We start from the raw sequence: 22,908 nt of genomic DNA, 5'->3' as shown, positions 1-22,908 counted from the left end.
CCATGACTCCTTAAACAGCTTGCGCGGACGATGCCGCCATGCGCTTTATTTCCGGCAGACAGGAGCCGCACACCGTGCCGCAACCCAGCCTGGCCTGCAGCGCCGTCACATCCGCGCCATCCTCCAGGGCGCGCCGTATCGCGCCCTCGCCCACTTGCTTGCACTGGCACACCGTGCGCTCGCGCGGGGCGGCCGCCGCGACGGCCGGCGCGAACACCGCCAGACGCGGGCCTTGCCAGTCTTCGCCGCTCAGCAGCGTTTGCAGCCGCGCCTCGCCCGCAGCCTGATCCGCCGGCAGGCTGCCGGCGAACAGCAGCCGGTCCAAGCGGTTGCCGCGCCAGGCCGCGCGCTTGAACACGCCGCGCTTGTCGTCGCGGTACTCCAGCGTATCCGCGCCTGGCCGCCAGTCCAGCGCCTCCAGCAGACGCGCCAGCCAGTCCGGCCGCGCGTGCGCCTCCGCCGCGCGCAAGTACAGCGTGTCCGTTCCCGCCAGCGAGATGGCCGCGTAGCCGCAGCCCTCCAGCAAGGGCGACAGCCTGGCGCGCAAGCCCGGCAGGTCCGCATGGCGCACCGCGGCCAGCACACGCCACGGCAGCGCCGCGCGCTCCACCTTTACCGCCGCGTGCTTCAGCTCCGGCTGAAAAGAGAGGCTGTCCACCGCCGAAACGGTGGTTTCGTTGACGCCGCCGCTGCTCAGGAACCGTCCATTCCAGTGCATGGCGGCGAATACGCTGCCGCGCGCCACTTCGTCGCTGCGACGCAAGGGCAGCGCCAACCGCCCGCGCTTGCTGGCCACCCACACCAGCTCGCCGTCGCTCAGCCCGCGCCGCTCAGCGTCTTCCGGATGCATGCGCAACTCCGGCTCTGGACTATGCGCGAAGTGCTGCGGCAAGCGGCCGGTGCGGCTCATGCCGTGCCATTGGTCGCGCAAGCGGCCGCTGATCAGGCGGAAGGGATAGTGGGCGGAGACTTTGTCCGCCGGCGGTTGGTAGTCGACGGCGTGGAAGCGCGCGCGGCCGTTGTCCGTGGCATACACGCCGTCCTCGTAGCGCCGCGCCAGGCCCGAGGCGCTGCCGGCGGGCAGCGGCCATTGCTGCGGACCTTTCGCCTCAAGCAGGGCGTAATCCAGGCCGCCCATGTCCAGGTCGCGGCCCACGGTCAGCGCGCGGTGCTCGTCGAAAATCCGCCCCGCGCCGTCGTAGTCGAAATGCCCGGCTTCATCCGGATGCAGCCGCGCCGCCAACCTCCGCGCGAATTCCGCGGCGATCCAGGCATCCGTCCTGGCCTCTCCCGGCGGCGGCGCGGCGGCGCGCACCCGGCTGATCCGGCGCTCGGAATTGGTGACCGTGCCGTCCTTTTCGCCCCAGCTGGCCGCCGGCAGCACAATGTCGGCGAAGGCCGCGGTATCGGTATCGGCGAAGGCTTCCTGCAACACCACCAGTTCGGCGCGGGCCAAAGCCTCGCGCACCCGCGGCAGGTCCGGCATGGAGTGGGCCGGATTGGTGCAGGCTATCCATACCGCCTTGATTTCCCCGCGGGTCATGGCCTCGAACATCTCCACCGCCGGCAGGCCTGGACGCGGCGACAGCCTCTCCTCCGGCACGCCCCAATGCGCCGCGACCTCTCGCCGGTGCGCCGGATTGGCGATGTCGCGGTGCGCGGCCAGCATGGTGGCCATGCCGCCCACCTCGCGGCCGCCCATGGCGTTGGGCTGGCCGGTCAGCGAGAACGGCCCGGCGCCGGGCTTGCCTATCTGGCCGGCGGCCAGGTGCAGATGGATCAGCGCCAGGTTCTTGGCCGTGCCCTGGCTGGATTGGTTCAGACCCATGCAATACAGCGACAGGCTGGCCCGGCTGCGGCCAAAGCACTCCGCAGCGGCGATGATGTCCTCCGCGCTCACGCCGCAGATCTCCGCCGCCAGCTTGGGCGTGTAGTCGCGGACCATGCGCTTGAGCGCGTCGAAGCCCTCGGTATGGGCCGCGATGTAATCGGCGTCGATCAGCCCTTCCCAAATCAGGTGATGCAGCATGCCGTGGAACAAGGCGACGTCGGTGCCGGGCTGGATTTGCAGGTGCAGGTCCGCCATGGCCGCGGTGTCGGTGCGGCGCGGATCGACGACGATCCAGCGCGTGTCCGGCCTGGCCGCGCGCGCGGCCTCCAGCCGGCGGAACAGCACCGGGTGGGCGTAGGCCATATTGCTGCCGGCGAACAACACGCAATCCGCCGCTTCCAGGTCTTCGTAACAGGTGGGCGGGCCGTCCGCGCCCAGCGCCATCTTGTAGGCGGCGACGGCGCTGGACATGCATAGCCGGGAATTGGTGTCGATATTGTTGGTGCCTATCAGGCCCTTGGCCAGCTTGTTGAACAGGTAGTAATCCTCGGTCAACAGCTGGCCGGACACGTAAAACGCCACCGCGTCCGGGCCATGCCGGCGGATGATGCCGGCGAAGCGGTCCGCCGCCGCGTCCAGCGCCTCGTCCCAGCCGGCGCGCCGGCGCGGCGCGTTCCTGTCCATCCGCATTTCCGGATACAGCGCGCGGCCGCTGTCGCTGGCGGCGCTGGCCGCTAGGTTCAGCCCCTTGCTGCACAATCGTCCGTAATTGGCTGGATGGTCCGGATCGCCGCGCACGCCGGCAATGCGGCCATTCTCGCTGCTTATCAGCACGCCGCAGCCGACGCCGCAATAGCAGCAGGTGGAGCGGGTTTCCGTCTTGCCCATGCGCCTGCCCTCCTTTCGCTTACCAGGCCAGCCACACCGCGCCGTCTTCGAGGCGGACCGGAAAACGGTTGGCGCAGCCCACGTCCGGCGCCTGCGCCTCGCCGCTGGCCAGGTCTATGTTCCAGCCATGCAGCGGACAAGCCACCGCGCGGCCGTGCACCATGCCCTGGCTCAAGGGGCCGCCCTTGTGCGGGCAGCGGTCCAGCAGCGCGAACACCTGGTCGTCGTGAATGCGGAACAGGGCGATGTCGCCGCCGTCCCGCGCCAGCACGCGACTGCCTTGCGCCGGAATATCGTCCAGCGCGCACACTTTCACCCAGTTTTCTCTGATCATGGCGCTCTCCTAAACGGCCACCGCGATGGGGATGAATTCGCGCTTCTGCGCCCCGGCCACGCGCGCCGCCCACGGGTCGGGCAGGCCCTGCAGCGAGAACAGCAGCCGTTGATGCAGGGCGCGGCGGCTGTCCGCGTCGCCCACCACGCGCGATTTGATGTAATCCAGGCCGACGCGGGCGATGTAATGCACGGTGCGGTCCAGGTAGTAGGCTTCCTCGCGGTACAGTTGCAGGAAGGCGCCGCTGTACTCCTTCACCTCCTCAGCCGTCTTCACCTTGCACAGGAATTGCGCCACCTCGGTCTTGATGCCGCCGTTGCCGCCCACGTACAGCTCCCAGCCGGAGTCCACGGCGATCACGCCCACGTCTTTGATGCCGGCCTCGGCGCAGTTGCGCGGGCAGCCGGACACCGCCAGCTTGACCTTGTGCGGGCTCCACATATTGGCCAGCATGGTTTCCAGGTCTATCCCCATCTGGGTGCTGTTCTGGGTGCCGAAGCGGCAGAACTCGCTGCCGACGCAGGTTTTCACCGTGCGGATGGACTTGCCGTAAGCGTGGCCGGAGTGCATGCCCAGATCGCGCCAGACATCGACCAGGTCTTCCTTCTTGATTCCCAACAAATCGATGCGCTGGCCGCCGGTCACCTTGAGCATCTTCACCCGGTACTTGTCGGCCACGTCGGCGATGCGGCGCAGTTCGTCGGCGGTAGTGACGCCGCCCTTCATTTGCGGGATGACCGAGAAGGTGCCGTCCTTTTGGATGTTGGCGTGGGCGCGCTCGTTGATGAAACGGCTTTGCGGATCGTCCGCCGCCTCATGCGGCCAGCTGGACAGCAAGTAGTAATTGATCGCCGGCCGGCAGCTGGCGCAACCATTGGGCGTGCGCCATTCCAGGAAGTGGAACACCTCGGCGTGGCTCAACAGATGGTGCTCGCGTATCGCCTTGCGCAGCTCGCCGTGGCTGCGGTCTGTGCAACCGCATACGGCCTTGGTCTTGGGCGTTTCCTGGAAGCCGGCGCCCACCACGCTCATCAGGACTTGCTCCACCAGGCCGGAGCAGGAGCCGCAGGAGCTGGCGGCCTTGGTGTGTTTCTTCACCTCGTCCAAGGTGAACAGGTCCTTGTCCTGGATCGCCTTGACGATGGTTCCCTTGCACACGCCGTTGCAGCCGCACACCTCGTCGCTATCCTGCATTGCGGCAGCACGGCTCTGGCCCTGCACGCCGGCGTCGCCGATGGCGGATTCGCCGAACATCAGCGTGTCGCGCAGATCGCCCACCGGGCGCGCCTCGCGCAGCAGCTTGAAATACCAGGCGCCGTCGCTGGTGTCGCCGTACAGGCAGACGCCGGCCAGCTTGTCGCCGCGCAGCACCAGCTTCTTGTAGATGCCGCCGGCCGGATCGGACAATACGATCTCGTCGCAGCCCTCGCCGCCCATGAAGTCTCCGGCGGAGAACAAATCAATGCCGGTTACCTTCAGCTTGGTGGACGACACCGAGCCCAGATAGCGGGCGATGCCCAGCTGCGCCAGATGATTGGCGCATACCTTGGCCTGCTCGAACAACGGCGCCACCAGGCCGTAGGCCACGCCTCTATGGCTGACGCATTCGCCCACCGCGTAGATGCGCGGGTCGTAAGTCTGCAAGGCGTCATCCACCACCACGCCGCGACTGCAATGCAGTCCGGAGGCCTCGGCCAACGCGGCATTGGGCCGGATGCCCACCGCCATCACCACCAGCTCGGCCGGAATGTCCTCGCCGTCGCTGAAACGAACGGCGGCCACTCGCCCCTGGCCGTCATCCAGCAGCGCCGCGGTCTGCCGCCCCAATAGAAAGCGGATGCCGCGCGCCTCCAGCGCCTGGCGCAGCAAGTCGCCGGCCTGGCGGTCCAGCTGCCGCTCCAGCAGCCAGTCGGCCAGATGCACCACCGTCACGTCCATGCCGCGCTGCTTGAGGCCGTTGGCGGCCTCCAGCCCCAGCAGGCCGCCGCCTATCACCACGGCGTGGCGGCGCGTTTGGGCGGCGGCCATCATGTATTCGGTATCGGCGATGTCGCGGTAGCCTATCACCCCCTCCAGCTCGCGCCCCGGGATCGGCAAGATGACCGGCGTGGAGCCGGTGGCCAGCAGCAGCCTGTCGTAGGCTACCGCTTCGCCATCTTCCGTCACCACCTGCCGCCGCGCCCGGTCTATGGCGGCGACGGGCGTGCCCATGCGCAAGCGGATGCCGCGCTCGGCGTACCACTCCCGCGGATTGAGTATGATATCCGCGAAGGCCTGCTCCCCGGCCAGCACCGGCGACAGCAGGATGCGGTTGTAATTGGGATGCGGCTCCGCGCCGAACACCGTGATGTCGTACAAATCCGGCGCCAGATGCAGCAGTTCCTCCACCGTGCGCATGCCGGCCATGCCGTTGCCCACCACCACCAGCTTCTGCCGCGTCTTGCCCTTCAGTTCCGCCATATCCATGGTCATCCCCCCTCAAACCCTGGCCGCGGCGACGGTCCAGTCGCTGCGCCAGCGCTGCCTCACTCCGGCCAGACTCATCCAGGCCAGCGCGCACAGACAGGCAAACAGCCACAGCCCCGCCGCATAGCCGCCGCTGGCTTGCTTGACCGCGGCCAGCCCGGCCGCCAAAGCGAAACCGCCCACGCCGCCCGCCATGCCCACCAGCCCGGTCAGCACGCCGATTTCCTTGCCGAAACGCTGCGGCACCAGCTGGAACACCGCGCCGTTGCCGGCCCCCAGGCACAGCATGGCCAGCACGAACAGCGCCAGCGCCGCCCCAGGCCCGCCCGCGCCGAAACCGGCCGCGCCTATCAGCAGCGCGCAGGACGCATACACCGCCAGCAGCGAGCGGGTGCCGCCCAACCGGTCCGCCAGCATGCCGCCCAACGGCCGCATCACCGAGCCGGCGAACACGCAGGCCGCGGTGTACAGGCCGGCGGTCTTGGCGTCGAAACCGAACTGGTCATGGAAATAGCCGGGCAAGGCGCTGGCGAAGCCGGAAAAGCCGCCGAAAGTCATCGAATAGAAAAACATGAACCACCAGGCATCGCGCTCGCGCAGCACGGCCAGGTAATCAGCCAGACGCTTGGCCGGCGGCGCGTTCGGCGCATCCTTGGCGCACAGGCTGAAAAACAGCAGCGACAGCAGAAGCGGAATGCAGGCTAGGCCGAATACATTGCGCCAGCCGAAAGCCATGGCCAACGCCGGCGCGAACAAGGCCGCCAGCACGGTGCCGGAGTTGCCGGCGCCGGCGATGCCCATGGCCGTGCCCTGGTGGCGCGGCGGATACCAGCGCGAGGCCAGCGGCAGCGCCGCCGCGAACGAGGCGCCGGCCACGCCCAGCAAGCCGCCCAGCAATAGCGCGCCGCCCAGGCCGTCTATGCCCAGCAGCCAGGCGCCGGCCAGCGCGGCGATCACAACGATCTGCCCAAGGAGGCCGGCGCGGCGCGCGCCGAGTCGGTCCACCAGCACGCCCATCAGCAGGCGCAGCAGCGCGCCGGCCAGGATGGGCGTGGCCACCATCAGGCCGCGCTGCTGGGTGGACAGGTGCAGCGCCAGGGCGATGGGCACCTGCAAGGGGCCCAGCAGATACCAGGCCATGAAGCTCAAATCGAAATACAGAAAGGCCGCGAACAGCGTAGGCCGGTGTCCCGCCTGCCAGAAAGTACGGTCCATGATCGCTCCTTGCGGCCGGCCGCCGGGCCGCCCGCTCAACATCCAAACAAAAACGGCGCCCTTCCCCGAAGAAACCGGGAAAGGACGCCGTTGTCCCTTGCGGCGCGCGCCATCGTTGGCATTCGCCTGCTGCATTCCGCCCGCCGCGCCGTTGCGCCGGGCAATGGCACTACCGCAAATTGCGTGCCAGCTTTTTCCTCACGCCGGAGCCGGCATTCTCTGGCCTGCTCAATTCATGCTGCACTGCATCAGTGCGAAAACGCCGCGCCCGCACCGCTTTTGGGCAGGGACCAGCCGGCCGGCGGCCACGCCTCGCCATCCATCAGCACGCTGCGGCGCGCCGACTCGTCCGGCGCGGCCACGCCCACGCTGGCCGCCGCCTGGCGGTACAGCTCGCGCCGGCTGACGGCGGCGACCACGTCCAGATCGTCCACGCCGTCCCACATGCCCCAACGCCGGTACTGCCGCAGAAACCACAGGCCGTCGCTGAGCCAGGGAAAGTTGACCCTGCCCTCGTCGAAGAAACGCAGCGGCGCCGCCTGCTGCGGATGCGCCTGCCAGTGTTGCAAGATCCGCTCCGCCGGCACGCCCAGCCAGGCCTCTTCCGCCAGCCAGGCCGCCGCCTGGACCCGGTTGTCCGGCTCATCCAGCCAGCGGCAGGCCTGCAGCAGCGCCGCGATCAGGTCCATCGCCAGGCCCGGCTGGCCATCGGCGAAACTGCGCCGGCAAATCAAGGCCTTTTCCGGATGATCCGGCCACACCGCCGCGCTGTCCGCCACCAATCGGGCCGAGCCTTCGCGTTCGGCCATCGCATGCCAGGGCTGGCCGGCGCAGAAACCGTCCAGTTCGCCGGCGCGCATCGCCGCGCCCATCTGCGGCGGCGGAATCACCACGCAGCGCGCGTCGCGCAAGGGATGCAGGCCCTGCGCCGCCAGCCAGTAATGCAGCCACATCGCATGCGTGCCGGTGGGAAAGGTATGCGCCAGACGCAACGGCCGGGCCAAGCCGGCCGCGATATCCGGCAAGGCCGCGCCGCCCAGCCAGCGGGCCGCCAGATCGGGGCGCAGGCTGATGCCCTGGCCGTTGCGGTTCAGGCCCATCAGCAAGGCCATGTCGCACTGCGGCCCGCCCAGCCCCAGCTCCATGCCATAGGCCAACCCATGCAGGGCCAGGGCGGCGTCCAGTTCGCCGCGGATCAGCTTGTCGCGCACCGCCGTCCATGAAGGCTGGCGCAGCGGCCGCAGCAGCAGGCCGTGCCGCCTATCCAGCCCCAGCCGCCGCGCCACCAGCAGCGGCGCGCAGTCGGTCAACGGCAAAAAACCCATGCGCACGGCCCGCAGGCCGCGCTCGTCCGCCATCATGGCATCGCTCATCTCGCCTCCTCAGCCCAACAGTTCGCTGGAATGGATCAATTGCCTGGACAGCTCGGCCAGCCGCAGTCCGGACTTCATCGCCTCGCTGCGCAATAGCGCGTAGGCCTGTTCCTCGCTCAAGCGTCTTCGCTGCATCAGCATGCCCTTGGCGCGCTCGATCAGCTTGCGATCGGCCAGCTGCCGTTCCATGTCGGCCAATTTTTTCTTGAGGGCGGCGTCTTCTTCGAACTTGACCCGCGCCATGTCTATGATGGGCGCCAGCCGCTGCGGCGTGACGTGATCGACGATGTAGGCGGTGACGCCGGCGCGCACCGCGGCCTGGATGCAAGGCAGCTCGCCGTGCTCGGCGAACATCACCACCGGCCGCGGCGCGGCCTGCTCCATCAGCGCCAGTTGCTCCAGCGTGTCGCGGCTGGGCGACTCGGTGTCGACGATGACGATGTCCGGCCGCTGCGCCTCGACTTGCGCCAGCAGCTGCGCCGCGCCGTCAGCCTGGGCGATCACCTGATAGCCCGCCTGCTCCAGCGCGGCGCGCAACTGCGGCATGGGCCGCTCGGTATCGCTCACCAGCAGCAGCCGCAAAGGGGAAGCATCACACATGGCCGGTCCATGGTTGAGACAATGCCGCAAGATAAGCAAGCCCCATGCCTGGAATGAAAAACGCCCGCAAGCGGGCGTTTCGATAGTCAAACGGCGGAGTCAGCCTGACTTGGCCGGCAGCGGCTTGCCCTCGAGCGGCGCCGGGGAAGGCTCCGCCGCCTGATTGTCCTCGGCGCGGCGGCCGGCCCAGTAGGCGGCGTTGGCGATGCCCAGCGTCTCCGGATGGAACACCGGGTCCAGGCCGCACGCCTGCTGCGCCTCGTAATCGCGCAGGCAGGCCAGGGCCGGCTTCTGCAGCAGGATGATGGCGGCGATGTTGAGCCAGGCCATCAGGCCGACGCCGATATCGCCCAGGCCCCAGGCCAGGTCCGCCGTCTTCACCGTGCCGTAGACCGTGGCCGCCATCAGCGCCAGCTTCAGCGCGAAGGCCAGCCAGGGACGGCGCTGATTGCGGGTCAGATAGGCGATATTGGTCTCGGCGATGTAGTAGTAAGCGATGATGGTGGTGAAGGCGAAAAACAGCAGGGCCAGCGCGACGAAGGCCGAACCGAAGCCCGGCATGATGTTTTCCATCGCCGTCTGCACATAGCCCGGCCCGGCCGCCACGCCGGCGATGCCGGTGTACAGCGCCGCGCCATCCGGCCCCTGCACATTGTACTGGCCGGTGATCAAGAGCATGAAGGCGGTGGCGGAGCAGACGAACAGGGTGTCGATATAAACCGAGAAGGCCTGCACCAGGCCCTGCTTGGCCGGATGGCTGACCGCCGCCGCGCTGGAGGCGTGCGGGCCGGTGCCCTGCCCGGCCTCATTCGAATAAATGCCGCGCTTGACGCCCCACTGGATGGCGAAGCCCAGTATCGCGCCCATGCCGGCATCCAGGCCGAAGGCGCTGCTGAAGATCAAGGCGATCACGCCGGGCAGCTTGTCTAGGTTCAGCGCGATGACCACGCAGGCGACGATGATGTAGCCCAGGGCCATGAACGGCACCACCGCGCCTGCGAACACGGCGATGCGCTTGACCCCGCCGAAGATGATGAAGCCCAGCAGCATGGCCAGCAGCGCCGCGGTGACGGTGGGCGCCACGCCGAAGGCGGACTGCAGGGAGGAAGCGATGGAATTGGACTGTATGCCCGGCAGCAGCATGCCGGTGGCCACCACGGTGGTCAGCGCGAACAGCCAGGCATACCATTTCATGCCCAGGCCCTTCTCGATGTAAAACGCCGGCCCGCCGCGGTATTGGCCGTCCATCTTTTCCTTGTAGATCTGGCCCAGCGTGGACTCGACGAAGGCGGAGCTGGCGCCGAGGAACGCCACCAGCCACATCCAGAACATCGCGCCGGGGCCGCCGAAGGTGATGGCGGTGGCCACGCCGGCGATATTGCCGGTGCCCACGCGGCCGGCCAGCGTCATGGCCAGCGCCTGGAAAGACGACACGCCGGCGCTGCTGCTTTCGCGATTGAACATCAAGCGCAGCATGTGTTTGAAATGGCGCAGCTGCAAAAAGCGGGTGCGAATCGAAAAATACAGGCCGGCGCCCAGGCACAGATAAATCAGCGCCGGACTCCAGACCACGCCATTGATGGCGTTGACCAGTTCATCCATGGTTTCTCCTTTGTCAGCGAAGGCTCGCAACCGGCTTTTATTGTTGAGCCGCATGCCGATTGTCGGACCGGAAGCCTGAAGATAAGGAGGAAAACCGGGCTATCTGGTAAATGCACTGTAAAAGTCAGCAATTACAACAATCGCCCCGCATCGGATTTGCCAGGCGCGAAAAAACCTGTCGGCATAAGCGAAATGCGCCATCGGCGGCGCGTGGTATAGTGGCGGCCAACGCAATTCTCGTGACGGAAATCCCTCGCCATGCCCACCTCAGCCCGACTCGCGGCCGGCTTCATCGCCGCCGCGCTGTGCGCCTGCCAGCCGCCGCAGCGCATCCAGGCCAGCTACCATTGCGACCAGCAATTGCAATTCCGCTTCGACCGCCGCGGCCAGACCGTGGAGCTGCAAACCCCGGCCGGCGCTTTCCACGGCTTCATGGATGAAAAGGGCCTGCTGACCTGGCCCAAGAACAAGGCGGCGGACAATCTGCCGGACAGCTTTTTCATCTCGCGCAAGACGCCGGACCAGATGAAGCTTTACGGTGGACTGGCCAAGACCGGCGTCGCCTGCCGGCTGGACCCGAACCAACCTTGATCGCCCCACGCAAAAAGAGCCGCCCCAGGGCGGCTCTTCGCATTCAGCGTGGCGCGCTTACTTCCACAGCTTCCACCACGGCATTTCCTGCACCTGCCACGGCTTGTTCAGGTAGACGCTATGCGGATAGTTCAACGCCAGCACGCGGCGCGCGTCGTCGCGCAGCTTGGGCAGCTGCAGCTTGTCGTAGGCCGCCACCATGATGGCCAGCGCCTCTTCCGGGTACTTGGTGTTAGAGAAGTCCTTCACCACGCCCTGGGCGCGACTGGCCGCCGCCAGATACGCGCCGCGCTTCATGTAGTAGCGGGCCACATGCATCTCGTTGCCGCCCAGCGCATCCACCAGCCGGTTCATCTTGGCCTTGGCGTCAGGCGCGTAAGCGCTGTTGGGGAAACGCGTGGTCAGTTCGCGGAAGGCAGCGAAGGATTCGCGGGCGGCGCGCGGATCGCGCTCGCTCATGTCCTGGCCGGCCCATTTCGCCAGCAGGCCAGAATCGTCGTTGTAATACACCAAGCCTTTCAGATAATAGATGTAGTCGAGGTTGGGATGCGTCGGATGCAGCTTGATGAAGCGGTCAGCCGCGGCGATGGCTTGCTCAGGCTCGCCATCCTTGTAATGGGTGTAGGCCAGGTCCATTTGCGCCTGCTGCGCGTAGCGGCCATACGGAAAGCGCGATTCCAGCGTTTCGTAGAGCTTGACTGCGCGGGTATAATTGCCGCTGTTCAACTCGTCGTGAGCTTCCGAGTACAGCTTCTCCACGGTCCAGCCGCGCGTTTCGTCGTAGGTTTCCGTGGAGGCGCAGCCGGCAAGCCCCACCATCACCAACATTGCAGCAACAACGTATCTTTTCATGACTGATCCTTACATTGACCCGGACGATTATAGCGACATCTCGGAAAACGAGATATCCACCACGCAACATCTCGAAATTCCGCTCGCCCTGTGCGGCGAACGGCTGGATGCCGCGCTGGCCAAACTGCTGCCGGATTACTCGCGCAGCCGCCTGACGCAATGGGTCAAGGACGGCCTGGTCAAGGTGGACGGCCAGGTAGTGGCGCCCAAGACCAAGATGCTGGGCGGCGAGAAGCTGGAGGTCACGCTGCAGCTCACGAACGAGGAAATGGCCTTCCAGCCGGAAGCCATGGACCTGCCCATCGTGTTCGAGGACGACCACATCCTGGTGATCAACAAGCCGGCCGGACTGGTGGTGCATCCCGCCGCCGGCAACTGGAGCGGCACCCTGCTCAACGGCTTGCTGCATCATTGCCCGGCGCTGGCCAACGTGCCGCGCGCCGGCATCGTGCACCGGCTGGACAAGGACACTTCCGGCCTGATGGTGGTGGCCAAGACCGTGCCGGCGCAAACCGAGCTGGTGCGCCAATTGCAGGCGCGCACGGTCAAGCGCGTCTACCGCGCCATCGCCGACGGCGTGGTGCCGTTTGACGGCACCATAGACGCCAACATCGGCCGCGATTCCAACAACCGTCTGAAAATGGCGGTGCTGAAGTTCGGCGGCAAACCGGCCATCACCCACATCCGCGTGCTGGAGCGCTTCGCCAGCCACTCGCATATCGAGTGCAAGCTGGAAACCGGCCGCACCCACCAGATCCGCGTCCACATGCGCGAAGCCGGCCACCCGCTGGCGGGCGACCCGGTCTACGGCAACCCCCGCCACAAGATGGACGAAGACATCGCCGCCGGCGTGAAGGCGCTGGGCCGCCAGGCGCTGCACGCCTACGCCCTGGCCCTGGTGCATCCGGCCAGCGGCGAGGAGCGCAGCTGGAAAGCCCCGCTGCCGGAAGACTTCCGCGCCCTGCTGGACCTGCTGCGCGGCGACGGCGCGGCGGCCGACGCCGAAACCTTCGCCCACGGCGACGGCGAAGACGACGAAGACTGGGACGACGAGGACGACGACGGCGACGTCGAGGTGATCTATGCCCGCTAATGACTGGCTGGAGGCCGACTGGCCAGCGCCGGCGCGGGTGCGCACGCTGATCACCACGCGCAGCGGCGGCCTCAGCCAGCCGCCCTACGCCAGCCTGAACCTGGGCGGCCATGTCGGCGACGATCCTGAGGCCGTGGCGGCCAACCGCGCCCGCCTGCGCGACGAGCTGCCGGCTGAGCCGGCCTGGCTCAACCAGGTGCACGGCGTGGCCGTGGTCGACGCGGCTGCGGTCGGCGCTGCCGCGCCGGACGCGGACGCCAGCTTCGCCCGCGCGCCGGGCGTGGTGTGCGCGGCGATGACGGCAGATTGCCTGCCCGTGCTGCTATGCGACGAGGCCGGCACCGTGGTGGCCGCCGCCCATGCCGGCTGGCGCGGGCTGTGCGACGGCGTGATCGAGGCCGCCGTGGCCGCCATGGCGGTGCCGCCATCCGGCCTCATGGCCTGGCTGGGGCCGGCCATCGGGCCGGACGCCTTCGAGGTGGGCGCGGAAGTGCGCCAGGCCTTTCTGGCGCGAGACCCGGCCGCCGCAGCCGCCTTCACGGACATCGACAACGGCAAATACCTGGCCGACATCTATGTCCTGGCCAGGCTGCGGCTGGAAAAGCTGGGCATCGCGCGCGTCTACGGCGGCGACTTCTGCACCGTGATAGACCGCGACCGCTTCTTCTCCTATCGCCGCGACGGCGTCACCGGCCGCATGGCCTCGCTGATCTGGCTGGAAGATTGACCCCAAGCCCCGCCCAACTGGCGAGGCTTTATTTTCCGCCGTCTTCTCATGCGCCCTTGCGCCAGGGTGGTTGACCCGGCCCGACCACGCGAACATCATATCCATGCCCGCCCTTCCCAGGATGCCCCATGGATATCGCCATCGTCACGCTGGACTGCTTCAACGAACTGGACTCCTTCATCGCCTCCGGCATACTCGGCCGCATGGCGCCGCATGGCTGGAAGGTGCGCATCTGCTCTCCGTCGCCCACCGTGCAAACCCGCTCCGGCGCGCGCATAGAACGCCAGGAGACGCTGTCTTACGCCAACCACGCCGACGCGGTGCTGATAGGCAGCGGCTGGCGCACGCGCGACTGGGTGGCCGACGACGCCATCATGGGTCAGCTCAAACTGGATGCGTCCCGGCAGCTGATAGGCTCGCAATGCTCCGGCGCGCTGGTCTTGCACCGGCTGGGCCTGCTGGCGGACGGCGTCGCCTGTTCCGACGGCATGACGCGTCCCATGCTGGAAGAGCGTGGCGTGAAAGTCGCGTCCGGCGCCTTCCGCGCCGTCGGCAATGTCGCCACTGCCGGCGGCTGCCTGGCCTCGCAATACTTGGCTGCCTGGGTGCTGCTGCGGCTGGCTGGCGAAGCGCGCGCGCGGGAAGTCCTGTCTTATGTCGCGCCGGTGGGCGAAGAAGCCGCCTATGTCGAGCGCGCGCTGGCCATCGTCCAGGCAACAGAGGCCGCCCTGCCATGAACATCGCCTCGCTGGAAGGCCTGCAAGCGGCCGATCTGCATCCCTGCTTCCTGGCAGCCTTCAGCGACTATCTGGTGCCGGCGCAGCCTGCCCTGGAACCGTTCGCGGCCATGCTGAACCGGCGCGGCTGGGTGCCGGAACTCAGCGCCGGCGCCTGGCTGGACGGCGCGCTGATTGGTTTCTGGCTGACCGCCACGCCCTGGATAGACGGCCGGCAAGAGGGCTATTGCATCGCCGCCGGCGTCGCGCCCGAGGGCAGGCGGCGGCACGCTTTGACCGAGATGGCGCGACACGTGACCGCGCGGCTGGCCGAACGCGGCATCCTGCAGCAGCGGCTGGAAGTGATAGACGGCAATCTGCGCGCGCGCCAGGCCTACGCCACGCTGGGTTTCTCCAGCTTGCGCAGGCTGGATTGCTACCAAATCCAGCAGCCCATCGCGGCTCGCCAAGTCTGGGCCGTCACGGCGCATGCCGAACACGGCGCCGCCGCCTGGCCGGATGCCCAGCCGGCCTACCCGCCGGCCGTGCCCAACCGGCGCGAGTCGCTGCGGCGCGCCGAACCCGCCCTGCGCTGGCTGACCGTTGAGCGCGACAGCGCCTTGCTCGGCTCCTTCCTGCTATCGCGCGACGGCGAGGCGGTGGAGCTGCATGTCGCGCCGGAATATCGACGCCGGGGCATCGCCGGCTGCCTGCTGCGGGAAGGCCAGAAACTGACGCCGGGCGGCCGCCTCAGCTTCAACAACGTGGACAGCCGCGACCTGCCGCTGATCCAGTTGCTGTTGAAGCACCAAGCCAGCTACCGATTGTCGCAATGGGAAATGGCCAAGCCGGCGGCGCAGACCGCGCAGTGATAAAATGCAAACCGAGGCGGCCGCTGCGACCGCGATGCGAAACAAGGACTCTCGATGCACCCGCAATTGCAAATTGAATGGCAGCACAAGCTGATCGCGCTGCTGGAACAACAACCGCCCGACGACGACGGCGCCCATGATCTCAGCCACCTGCACCGCGTCTGGGCGGTGGCGCGCCAGTTGCTGGCGCACTACCCTGAAGCCGACCCCTTGGTGGTGATGGCCGGCAGCTATCTGCATGATCTGGTCAACCTGCCCAAGAGCCACCCGCAACGCCACCTCGCTTCGCGCTGGTCCGCCGAGCGCGCGCGCGAATTGCTGGCGGAGAGCGGCCTCAGCCCCGCCCAGCTGGACAATATCGCCCACAGCATCGAGGCTCACAGCTTCTCCGCCGCCATCCCGACGCGCACGCTGGAGGCCAAGATCGTGCAGGACGCCGACCGCATGGACGCGCTGGGTCCGGTAGGCCTGGCCCGCATGTTCTACGTTTCCGGCCGCATGGGCCGCGCCCTTGCCCATCCGCTGGACCCGCTGGCCGAGCACCGCGGCCTGGATGACCAGGCCTGGGCGATCGACCACATCGACGTCAAGCTGGCCAGGCTGCCGGGCATGATGCAGACCGAAGCCGGCCGCGCGCTAGCCGAAAGCAAGCTGCAATGGCTGTTCCAGTTCCGCGACGAATTTTGCCGCGACTGGATGGCGCGCTGAAGAGCTGAAGAAAGGACGAGTCGCCTCCATGATGATCAAGACACTGCCGCGCAACCGCGCGGGGCGAGATTGGGTGGTGGGCGACCTGCACGGCTGCTTCGAACCGCTGCGGCGCTTGATGAAGATCATCGCCTTCGATCCGGCGCGGGACCGGCTGTTCTCGGTGGGCGATCTGGTGGATCGCGGGCCGGACAGCCATCAGGTGGCGGAGTGGCTGGCCCAACCCTGGTTTCACGCCGTGCGCGGCAACCATGAACAGATGGCGCTGGACGCCATGCGCAATCCGCTGGAAGACAGCGAGCGCCACCTGCGCAACGGCGGCCGCTGGCTGACCGAACTCTCCCCCGCCGCGCGCGACGCCTGCGTCGCCGCCATGTCCCAGCTGCCGCTGGCCATAGAGATCGACGCCGAGGGCGGCAAAATCGGCATCGTGCACGCCGACTGCCCCCACAACGACTGGACCACGCTGGCCGCGCGGCTGGAAGCGGACAATCCCAGCGAGCAGGACTACGACACCTTGCTGTGGTCGCGCGAACGCGCCCTGAACCAGGGCGCCGGCCACGTGGCCGGCGTGGACCTGCTGCTGGTGGGCCACACGCCGCAAGAGCGCGCCGTCATGTACGACAACGTGATGCATCTGGACACCGGCGCCGTCTATGGCGGCAAGCTCACCCTGTTCTGCCTGGACGATTTCGTCGAAGTCTCGCTGCCCGCCAGCTTCGAAGCCCTGGCCCGCTTCCAGCTGCATTAGACGCGGCGCGCCCCGGCGGCTAGAATCGCGCTCCACGAAACAAGGAAACCCCATGGCCGAGCGCAAGAAGAAAACCGCCGCCCCCAAACCGGGCCAACAGGAACGCCGCGCCCAGGAGCAGCGCTACCATCACGCCGAGCAAGCATGCCGGCAACTGACCCACCAGCTGGAAACGCTGGCCGCCGCCGGCGCGCTGGACGGCAATGAAGGCGCCGCCCAATACCTGAACTCCACTCGCGCCTACTACCGCCGCATCCGCAACGGCAAGGTGATGGGGCCGGCCGACTTCACCGCCGCGGCGGACGTCTGCGCCTGCGCCCGCCGCGCCCTGGCCGCGCTGGACCCGGAGCTGGCCTTCGCCGATCTGCCGCAGGCCGAAGCCCTGCGGCAGGCGCTGGAACAAGGCGCGCGGGTGATAGAGGAAATGAAGCAGATCAAGGCCGGCAAACCTGGCTGAAAAACCACCCGCATGGCATGATTGAGCATAGCCATCTAGCGGATGCCCGCCATGTACCTGCACATTCCCCATCTGCGCGTCGCGCGTCCGGTCAGCAATCTGGCCCTCAGCCAGGCCATGTATTGCGAGGGCCTGAACTTCCAGCTGCTAGGCAGCTTCCATGATCATGACGGCTTCGATGGCGTCATGCTGGGCCTGCCCGGCGCCGGCTATCACCTGGAATTCATCGTCAGCCATCGGCACCCGCTGCCGCCCACGCCCACTGCGGAAGACCTGCTGGTTTTCTACCTGCCGGACCACGCCGAATGGGTAGCTGCCGGCGCCTGCATGCGCGCCGCGGGCTTCGCCCAGGTGCCGTCCGCCAATCCCTACTGGGACGCGCGCGGCGCCACCTTCGCCGACCACGATGGCTACCGCACCGTGCTGCAAAACGCCAAGAGCCCGGTTTGACGCCCGCGCAACGCCCCGCGCCGCCAACCCGCGAAGCGGATGAGGCGCGCCTGCGCGCCATGATCCTCGGCACGCCCTGGCTGATGGCGGCCTTGCATGCCGCGCGGCAACTGGAACTGGACGCTTGGTGCATAGGCGCCGGCGCGGTGCGCAACGCGGTGTGGGACCACCTGCATGGCTACCACCAGCCGTCTGCCCTGGCCGACATCGACGTCGCCTACTTCGATCCCGCCTGCCTGGAGCAAGCGCAGGACGACGCGCTGCAAGCCCGCCTGCAGGCCATCGCGCCGGACGCTCCCTGGGAAGTGAGCAACCAGGCGGCGGTGCATTTATGGTTTGGCGCGTATTTCGGCCACGAAGTGCCGCCGCTGCGCTCGCTGGAGGAGGCCGTGGCCAGTTGGCCGGAGTACGCCACCGCCGTGGGCGTGCGGCTGGACAAGGACGACGCGCTGCGCATCATTGCGCCGCATGGCCTGGACGATCTGCTGGCCATGCGCATCCGCCGCAATCCGGCGCGGGTCAGCTTAGAGACTTATCGCGCCCGCATTGCTCAAAAACGCTATGCGTTGCGCTGGCCGCGGGTCACGATAAACCAGGAATAGCCAGCCGCTGCAGGGACCTATTCCGTCACCGCCTCGCTCTCCTGCTGCAGCCGCCACATCTCGGCATAGCGGCCATCCTTGGCCAGCAGCTCGCGATGACTGCCCTGTTCCACCACGCGTCCGGCGTCCAGCACCAGAATGCGGTCGGCGTCGACGATGGTGGATAGCCTATGGGCGATGATCAGCGTGGTGCGATTGGCGGAGATGGCGGCCAGCTCGTTCTGGATGGCCTTTTCCGTGCGCGAGTCCAGCGCGCTGGTGGCCTCGTCGAAGATCAGGATCGGCGGATTTTTCAGAATGGTGCGGGCGATGGCCACGCGCTGTTTCTCCCCTCCGGACAGTTTGAGCCCGCGCTCGCCCACCAAGGTGTCGTAACCGTCGGGCAGGCTGCTGACAAAGTCATGGATATGCGCCGACCGGGCGGCCTCGATGACTTCCTCGCGCGTCGCGCCCGGCTTGCCGTAGGCGATGTTGTAATACACCGTGTCGTTGAACAGCACCGTGTCCTGCGGCACGATGCCGATGTGCGCGCGCAAGGAATCCTGGGTCAGCTTGCGTATGTCCTGGCCGTTGATCTTCACCGCGCCCGCCGTGACGTCATAAAAGCGGAACAGCAGCCGCGACAGCGTGGACTTGCCGGCGCCGCTGGCGCCGACCACCGCCAGCGTCTGGCCGGCCGGGATGGTGAAGTCCACCTCGTGCAGGATTTGCCGCTTGGACTCATAGGCGAAGCCCACGCGCTCAAAGCGCACCGTCGCGCTGCGCGCGTCCAGCGCAGCCGCGTCCGAATCGTCAGCCACCTCCAGATTGACGCCCAGCAGCGTGAACATGCGCTCGATGTCCGCCAGTGAGTGCTTGATCTCGCGGTAGACGAACCCCAGGAAATTGAGCGGCGCATACAGCTGGGTGATGAAGGTGGCCACCAGCACCACGTCGCCCACCGTCATGCGGTGCGCCACCACGTCGCGCGCCGCCAGCACCATGACCAGCGTGACGCCGGTGGCGATGATGGCGGCCTGCCCGGCATTGAGCAGCGACAGCGATACCTGGTTCTTGATCGCGGACGCCTCCCAAGCTTCCAGATTGCGGTCGTAGCGTTTGGACTCGTATTCCTCGTTATTGAAATACTTGACCGTCTCGTAGTTGAGCAGCGCGTCTATGGCCTTGGAGTTGGCCTTGGAATCCAGATCGTTCATGGTGCGGCGGTAGACGGTGCGCCATTCCGTGACCAGCAGCGTGAAAGCGATGTAAATGCCGATGGTGCCCAGCGTCACCGCGGCGAACTCCCAGGCGTAACGGTGCAGCAAAATCACTGTCACCATGCCAATTTCCAACAGGGTGGGCAGGATGTTGAACACGGTGAAATTCAGTAAAAAACCGATGCCCTTGGTGCCGCGCTCGATGTCGCGGCTCATGCCGCCGGTGTGGCGCTCCAGATGGAAGCGCAAGGACAGCTTGAACAGGTGGCGGAATACACTGCGCGCCACACTGCGCACCGCGCCCTGGATCACCCGGGCGAACACCGCGTCGCGCAGCTCGCCCAGCACGCCGGACAGCAGCCGCGCCACCCCGTAGCCGGTCAGGGCCAGCACCGGGATGGCCAGCAAGGTGGCCGGCACGGATAGCTGATCGACGATGTCCTTGAGGTACAGCGGCACCGTCACCGCCGCCACCTTGGCCAGCACCATGCAGCAAAGCGCCAGCGACACTCGCCACTTGAAGTCCCACAAATACGGGAACAGCGTTTTCAGAGTCTGCCAATCATTGCGGTTGGTCGGCGCCGGGCCGGTATGGGTGAAACGCATAAAAGCTTGCCTGTGGCTGGAGCCTGACCCAAAGTGAAAACGGCTACACTCGAAAAGGGGCAGACCTCATGTGGATACTGTTGCTGGAAGCATTGGGCGCCGCGGCGCTCGCCTCCTTCATCGTGTGGTGGACCTGGCCGCGCGACGACAAGGACCCGTCCTGTAAAGAGGACTAATGCAGCACGCGCGGCGCGACCAGCGTCATTTCCGGGATGTCCGCCTCGAAACGCTGGCCGTCGTCCGCCACCATCTGGTAGCTGCCTTTCATGCTGCCGTAAGGCGTCTTCAAGTGCGTGGCGCTGGTGTACTCGAAGGCCTGGCCCGGCTCCAGGTGGGGCTGCTCGCCCACCACCCCCATGCCGCGCACCTCCTGCACCTGCTGGTTGGCGTCGGTGATGATCCAGTGGCGGCTCACCAGCTGCGCCGGCTCGCTGCCGGTATTGACGATGCGCACGCGGTAGCCAAACACATAAATGTCGTTGGCCATATTGGATTGTTCGGCGATGTATTGCGGCTCCGCCTCCACCGCTACCTGATAGACTTTGTCGGCCATTTCGGCTCCTCCGTATCGATATGGTTCTCATTTTATCCGGCCAAAGCGCTTTTGGCGCGGTAGAATGCCGGGCATTCCTCGTTTATCGATCCCGAGCCTCGCCATGCGCACTTTTCGTATCGCCCCCAGCATTCTGTCCGCCGATTTCGCCCGCCTGGGCCAGGAAGTCAGCGATGTCATCGCCGCCGGCGCCGACATCATCCACTTCGACGTGATGGACAATCATTACGTGCCCAATCTGACCATGGGCCCGATGTTCTGCGAGGCCATCCGCCCACACAGCAGCGCGCCCATCGACGTGCACCTGATGGTCAAGCCGGTGGACGCGCTGGCCGCCGCCTTCGCCAAGGCCGGCGCCGACATCATCACCTTCCACCCGGAGGGCTCGGAGCATATCGACCGCACGCTGGGCCTGATCAAGGACGCGGGCTGCAAGGCCGGCCTGGTGTTCAATCCGGCCACGCCGCTCAGCTACCTGGACCACGTGATGGACAAGCTGGACATGATACTGATCATGTCGGTCAACCCGGGTTTCGGCGGACAATCGTTCATTCCGCACGCGCTGGAAAAGATCAGACAAGCCCGGTTGCGCATCGATGAATACACCGCCAAGCACGGCGGCGAGATCTGGCTGGAGGTGGACGGCGGCGTCAAGGTGGACAATATCGCCCAAGTGGCGGCAGCCGGCGCCGACACCTTCGTGGCCGGCTCCGCCATCTATGGCCAGCCTGACTACAAGACGGTCATTGACGCCATGCGCGCGGAACTGGCTCGCGTCCAAGCCTAAGAACGCGACCGCATCCTTCCATTTATCAAGGGGTAAAGAATGCATGCCTTCATCGTGACCGGCGCCTCTCGCGGCCTCGGTTTCGCCATCTGCGAAACGCTGCTGAACGACGGCTATTTCGTGGTCGGCATCGCCCGCAACGCCGGCCCGGCGCTGGAAGGCCTGGCGGGCCGCCACCCGGAGCGCCTGCTGGCCGTCAACGCCGACCTGTCCGACGCCGCGCAAGCGTCGGCCTCGATTCATACCGCGCTGCAACAGCTGCCGCTGCCGGAATGCGCGACGATCTCGCTGATCAACAACGCCGGCGTGGTGACGCCCATCGCCCAGGCCGGCCATTATCCGGCCGACGAGGTGATCAAGGCCGTCGCCATCAACGTCACCGCGCCGCTCTTGGCCGCCAATGCGCTGCTGGCCGCCACCGACCATTTGCCGGCGCGCCGCCGCATCCTGAACATCTCGTCCGGCGCCGCCGCCAAGGCCTACCCGGGCTGGAGCGTGTACTGCACCACCAAGGCCGGGCTCGACCATTTCAGCCGCTGCGTGGCGCTGGAACAGCAGGACAAGGCCAATCCGGCGCAAATCGTCGCGCTGTATCCCGGCGTGGTGGACACCGACATGCAGGGCAATATCCGCGCCAGCGACGAAACCCAGTTCCCGCAAAAAGCCCGCTTCGACGCCTACAAGGCGGAAGGCGCGCTGGCCTCGCCGGCCGAAGCGGCCCGCCTGATCGTGGACTACCTGGTATCGCCGGCCTTCGGCCAAGCGCAAGTCGTAGACATCCGCGATCTATAAATCCTTCCTTCCGCCGCGGCCCGACGGCCGCGGCTGCAAAAGCAGACACATGAATCTCAAATCTATCCAAGCCGTCGCCTTCGATCTGGACGGCACCCTGGTCGACTCCATCCCCGATCTGGCCAATGCCGCCAATGCCATGCGCGCCCACCTGGGCCTGCCGCCGCTGGAGCCGGAGCGCATCAAGAGCCATGTCGGCGACGGCATCGCCAGCCTGGTGCATCGCGCCATCACCGACGAGCGCCACGCCGAGGCCGACGGCCACATCTGGGAACGCGGCTACCGCTTCTTCGTCCAGCATTACCGCGAGCACCTGGCCGACCAGACCACGGTCTACGCCGGCGTGCGCGATGGCCTGGCCCTGCTGCGCGCCCTCAAGCGCCCGCTGGTGGTCATCACCAATAAATCCGAACGGCTGGCCGTGCCGCTGCTGGAGCAACTGGAGCTGCGCGACCCCTTCAGCCTGATCCTGGGCGGCGACACGCTGCCGGAAAAGAAACCGTCCGCCCTGCCGCTGCTGCATGCCTGCCAAGTGCTGGGCATCCAGCCGAACGAACTGGCCATGGTGGGAGACTCGCCCAATGACGTGTCCGCCGCGCGCGCCGCCGGCAGCCTCGCCATCGCCGTCGACTACGGCTACGCCGACGCGTCCGCCCTGGGCGCGGACCTGACGGTGGGCAGTATTGCCGAGCTGTACGATTTGATGAAGAATGACTGACCTATCGCAACGCTAAAAAGGAATGCACTCGCCCATGGCTTTTCTTCCCTGCCCCGCCAGCTGGCGATGGCGTCGCCCGCAACACGCCCCGCACGCCATCGCCGCAACTGACACCCTCAAGGAAG

23 protein-coding genes are annotated in these 22,908 nt (G+C 66.9%); 13 read left to right on the top strand and 10 right to left on the bottom strand.

Annotated features, from left to right (window positions below; genetic code table 11):
* Positions 1–10 precede the first annotated feature (10 nt).
* The 7 genes from FYK34_RS06090 to FYK34_RS06060 form a co-directional block, all read right to left on the bottom strand.
* Positions 11–2,719 carry a nitrate reductase gene (locus tag FYK34_RS06090; protein ID WP_149295536.1) on the bottom strand — a complete coding sequence of 903 codons (2,709 nt, stop codon included), beginning with the start codon at positions 2,717–2,719 and terminating at the stop codon, positions 11–13.
* 19 nt (positions 2,720–2,738) lie between these two features.
* On the bottom strand, positions 2,739–3,053 hold the full coding sequence (nirD, locus tag FYK34_RS06085) for a nitrite reductase small subunit NirD (protein ID WP_149295535.1): 315 nt from the start codon (positions 3,051–3,053) through the stop codon (positions 2,739–2,741).
* Positions 3,054–3,062: 9 nt separating this feature from the next.
* Positions 3,063–5,519 carry a nitrite reductase large subunit NirB gene (gene nirB, locus FYK34_RS06080; RefSeq protein WP_231137385.1) on the bottom strand — a complete coding sequence of 819 codons (2,457 nt, stop codon included), beginning with the start codon at positions 5,517–5,519 and terminating at the stop codon, positions 3,063–3,065.
* A gap of 12 nt (positions 5,520–5,531) precedes the next feature.
* The gene (locus FYK34_RS06075; RefSeq protein WP_149295534.1) at positions 5,532–6,734 is read right to left on the bottom strand and encodes a nitrate/nitrite transporter; all 1,203 of its coding nucleotides are present in this window, start codon (positions 6,732–6,734) and stop codon (positions 5,532–5,534) included.
* A gap of 248 nt (positions 6,735–6,982) precedes the next feature.
* Positions 6,983–8,107 carry a CmpA/NrtA family ABC transporter substrate-binding protein gene (locus FYK34_RS06070; RefSeq protein ID WP_149295533.1) on the bottom strand — a complete coding sequence of 375 codons (1,125 nt, stop codon included), beginning with the start codon at positions 8,105–8,107 and terminating at the stop codon, positions 6,983–6,985.
* 9 nt (positions 8,108–8,116) lie between these two features.
* The gene (locus FYK34_RS06065) at positions 8,117–8,707 is read right to left on the bottom strand and encodes an ANTAR domain-containing response regulator (RefSeq protein ID WP_149295532.1); all 591 of its coding nucleotides are present in this window, start codon (positions 8,705–8,707) and stop codon (positions 8,117–8,119) included.
* A 99-nt stretch (positions 8,708–8,806) separates the two neighbouring features.
* Positions 8,807–10,309: an alanine/glycine:cation symporter family protein gene (locus FYK34_RS06060; protein ID WP_149295531.1), complete on the bottom strand. Its 1,503-nt coding sequence runs from the start codon at positions 10,307–10,309 to the stop codon at positions 8,807–8,809.
* 258 nt (positions 10,310–10,567) lie between these two features.
* On the opposite strand from FYK34_RS06060, the gene FYK34_RS06055 reads away from it, so the two are divergent.
* A complete protein-coding gene (locus tag FYK34_RS06055; RefSeq protein ID WP_149295530.1) occupies positions 10,568–10,900 on the top strand; it encodes a hypothetical protein in 333 nt (110 codons plus the stop codon).
* 57 nt (positions 10,901–10,957) lie between these two features.
* On the opposite strand, the gene FYK34_RS06050 is transcribed toward FYK34_RS06055, so the two are convergent.
* Positions 10,958–11,752, bottom strand: a complete 795-nt coding sequence (locus FYK34_RS06050) for an outer membrane protein assembly factor BamD (RefSeq protein WP_149295529.1) — start codon at positions 11,750–11,752, stop codon at positions 10,958–10,960.
* Between FYK34_RS06050 and rluD the strand changes: the two genes are divergently transcribed.
* The 9 genes from rluD to FYK34_RS06005 all read left to right on the top strand — a co-directional run bounded on the left by rluD (position 11,751) and on the right by FYK34_RS06005 (position 18,128).
* Positions 11,751–12,845 carry a 23S rRNA pseudouridine(1911/1915/1917) synthase RluD gene (rluD, locus tag FYK34_RS06045; RefSeq protein WP_149295528.1) on the top strand — a complete coding sequence of 365 codons (1,095 nt, stop codon included), beginning with the start codon at positions 11,751–11,753 and terminating at the stop codon, positions 12,843–12,845. The genes FYK34_RS06050 and rluD overlap by 2 nt on opposite strands.
* On the top strand, positions 12,835–13,572 hold the full coding sequence (pgeF, locus tag FYK34_RS06040; protein ID WP_149295527.1) for a peptidoglycan editing factor PgeF: 738 nt from the start codon (positions 12,835–12,837) through the stop codon (positions 13,570–13,572). Before rluD ends, pgeF begins: the two co-directional genes overlap by 11 nt.
* A 128-nt stretch (positions 13,573–13,700) precedes the next feature.
* Entirely contained in the window at positions 13,701–14,309 is a 609-nt protein-coding gene (locus FYK34_RS06035; protein WP_149295526.1) for a type 1 glutamine amidotransferase family protein, read from the top strand.
* The gene (locus FYK34_RS06030) at positions 14,306–15,160 is read left to right on the top strand and encodes a GNAT family N-acetyltransferase (protein ID WP_149295525.1); all 855 of its coding nucleotides are present in this window, start codon (positions 14,306–14,308) and stop codon (positions 15,158–15,160) included. The genes FYK34_RS06035 and FYK34_RS06030 overlap by 4 nt, the downstream gene beginning before the upstream one ends.
* Before the next feature lie 54 nt (positions 15,161–15,214).
* Positions 15,215–15,868, top strand: coding sequence for an HD domain-containing protein (locus FYK34_RS06025; protein ID WP_149295524.1), 654 nt, complete (start codon positions 15,215–15,217; stop codon positions 15,866–15,868).
* Between the two features lie 28 nt (positions 15,869–15,896).
* On the top strand, positions 15,897–16,619 hold the full coding sequence (locus FYK34_RS06020) for a metallophosphoesterase (RefSeq protein ID WP_149295523.1): 723 nt from the start codon (positions 15,897–15,899) through the stop codon (positions 16,617–16,619).
* A gap of 52 nt (positions 16,620–16,671) precedes the next feature.
* On the top strand, positions 16,672–17,076 hold the full coding sequence (locus FYK34_RS06015; RefSeq protein ID WP_149295522.1) for a hypothetical protein: 405 nt from the start codon (positions 16,672–16,674) through the stop codon (positions 17,074–17,076).
* A gap of 51 nt (positions 17,077–17,127) precedes the next feature.
* Entirely contained in the window at positions 17,128–17,526 is a 399-nt protein-coding gene (locus FYK34_RS06010; protein ID WP_231137384.1) for a VOC family protein, read from the top strand.
* A complete protein-coding gene (locus tag FYK34_RS06005; RefSeq protein ID WP_231137383.1) occupies positions 17,523–18,128 on the top strand; it encodes a nucleotidyltransferase family protein in 606 nt (201 codons plus the stop codon). Before FYK34_RS06010 ends, FYK34_RS06005 begins: the two co-directional genes overlap by 4 nt.
* 17 nt (positions 18,129–18,145) lie before the next feature.
* On the opposite strand, the gene FYK34_RS06000 is transcribed toward FYK34_RS06005, so the two are convergent.
* Both FYK34_RS06000 and apaG read right to left on the bottom strand, forming a co-directional pair.
* Positions 18,146–19,933, bottom strand: a complete 1,788-nt coding sequence (locus FYK34_RS06000) for an ABCB family ABC transporter ATP-binding protein/permease (protein WP_149295521.1) — start codon at positions 19,931–19,933, stop codon at positions 18,146–18,148.
* 172 nt (positions 19,934–20,105) lie between these two features.
* Complete coding sequence (gene apaG, locus FYK34_RS05995) at positions 20,106–20,486, bottom strand: Co2+/Mg2+ efflux protein ApaG (protein ID WP_149295520.1); 381 nt, start codon at positions 20,484–20,486, stop codon at positions 20,106–20,108.
* A gap of 103 nt (positions 20,487–20,589) precedes the next feature.
* Between apaG and rpe the strand changes: the two genes are divergently transcribed.
* Genes rpe through FYK34_RS05980 form a run of 3 tightly spaced genes read left to right on the top strand, consistent with a single transcriptional unit; the run spans position 20,590 to position 22,783 of the window.
* Positions 20,590–21,273, top strand: a complete 684-nt coding sequence (rpe, locus tag FYK34_RS05990) for a ribulose-phosphate 3-epimerase (RefSeq protein WP_149295519.1) — start codon at positions 20,590–20,592, stop codon at positions 21,271–21,273.
* A gap of 39 nt (positions 21,274–21,312) precedes the next feature.
* Positions 21,313–22,065, top strand: coding sequence for an SDR family oxidoreductase (locus FYK34_RS05985; RefSeq protein ID WP_149295518.1), 753 nt, complete (start codon positions 21,313–21,315; stop codon positions 22,063–22,065).
* Positions 22,066–22,114: 49 nt separating this feature from the next.
* Positions 22,115–22,783: a phosphoglycolate phosphatase gene (locus tag FYK34_RS05980; protein WP_149295517.1), complete on the top strand. Its 669-nt coding sequence runs from the start codon at positions 22,115–22,117 to the stop codon at positions 22,781–22,783.
* Positions 22,784–22,908: the final 125 nt, after the last annotated feature.

The organism is Chromobacterium paludis (assembly GCF_008275125.1).
Lineage (GTDB): Bacteria > Pseudomonadota > Gammaproteobacteria > Burkholderiales > Chromobacteriaceae > Chromobacterium > Chromobacterium paludis.
The sequence above is the reverse complement of the archived record's forward strand: the minus strand, read 5'-3'. Positions and strand labels throughout refer to the sequence as shown.

Coding starts and splice junctions, on each gene's coding strand:
- apaG (WP_149295520.1), bottom strand. CDS start 20,486: ATGGCCGACAAAGTCTATCAGGTAGCGGTGGAGGCGGAGCCGCAATAC.
- FYK34_RS06015 (WP_149295522.1), top strand. CDS start 16,672: ATGGCCGAGCGCAAGAAGAAAACCGCCGCCCCCAAACCGGGCCAACAG.
- FYK34_RS06035 (WP_149295526.1), top strand. CDS start 13,701: ATGGATATCGCCATCGTCACGCTGGACTGCTTCAACGAACTGGACTCC.
- FYK34_RS06000 (WP_149295521.1), bottom strand. CDS start 19,933: ATGCGTTTCACCCATACCGGCCCGGCGCCGACCAACCGCAATGATTGG.
- FYK34_RS06060 (WP_149295531.1), bottom strand. CDS start 10,309: ATGGATGAACTGGTCAACGCCATCAATGGCGTGGTCTGGAGTCCGGCG.
- FYK34_RS06025 (WP_149295524.1), top strand. CDS start 15,215: ATGCACCCGCAATTGCAAATTGAATGGCAGCACAAGCTGATCGCGCTG.
- FYK34_RS06050 (WP_149295529.1), bottom strand. CDS start 11,752: ATGAAAAGATACGTTGTTGCTGCAATGTTGGTGATGGTGGGGCTTGCC.
- FYK34_RS05985 (WP_149295518.1), top strand. CDS start 21,313: ATGCATGCCTTCATCGTGACCGGCGCCTCTCGCGGCCTCGGTTTCGCC.
- rluD (WP_149295528.1), top strand. CDS start 11,751: ATGACTGATCCTTACATTGACCCGGACGATTATAGCGACATCTCGGAA.
- FYK34_RS06065 (WP_149295532.1), bottom strand. CDS start 8,707: ATGTGTGATGCTTCCCCTTTGCGGCTGCTGCTGGTGAGCGATACCGAG.
- rpe (WP_149295519.1), top strand. CDS start 20,590: ATGCGCACTTTTCGTATCGCCCCCAGCATTCTGTCCGCCGATTTCGCC.
- FYK34_RS06055 (WP_149295530.1), top strand. CDS start 10,568: ATGCCCACCTCAGCCCGACTCGCGGCCGGCTTCATCGCCGCCGCGCTG.
- FYK34_RS05980 (WP_149295517.1), top strand. CDS start 22,115: ATGAATCTCAAATCTATCCAAGCCGTCGCCTTCGATCTGGACGGCACC.
- FYK34_RS06075 (WP_149295534.1), bottom strand. CDS start 6,734: ATGGACCGTACTTTCTGGCAGGCGGGACACCGGCCTACGCTGTTCGCG.
- nirB (WP_231137385.1), bottom strand. CDS start 5,519: ATGGATATGGCGGAACTGAAGGGCAAGACGCGGCAGAAGCTGGTGGTG.
- FYK34_RS06010 (WP_231137384.1), top strand. CDS start 17,128: ATGTACCTGCACATTCCCCATCTGCGCGTCGCGCGTCCGGTCAGCAAT.
- FYK34_RS06090 (WP_149295536.1), bottom strand. CDS start 2,719: ATGGGCAAGACGGAAACCCGCTCCACCTGCTGCTATTGCGGCGTCGGC.
- FYK34_RS06020 (WP_149295523.1), top strand. CDS start 15,897: ATGATGATCAAGACACTGCCGCGCAACCGCGCGGGGCGAGATTGGGTG.
- FYK34_RS06070 (WP_149295533.1), bottom strand. CDS start 8,107: ATGAGCGATGCCATGATGGCGGACGAGCGCGGCCTGCGGGCCGTGCGC.
- FYK34_RS06030 (WP_149295525.1), top strand. CDS start 14,306: ATGAACATCGCCTCGCTGGAAGGCCTGCAAGCGGCCGATCTGCATCCC.
- pgeF (WP_149295527.1), top strand. CDS start 12,835: ATGCCCGCTAATGACTGGCTGGAGGCCGACTGGCCAGCGCCGGCGCGG.
- nirD (WP_149295535.1), bottom strand. CDS start 3,053: ATGATCAGAGAAAACTGGGTGAAAGTGTGCGCGCTGGACGATATTCCG.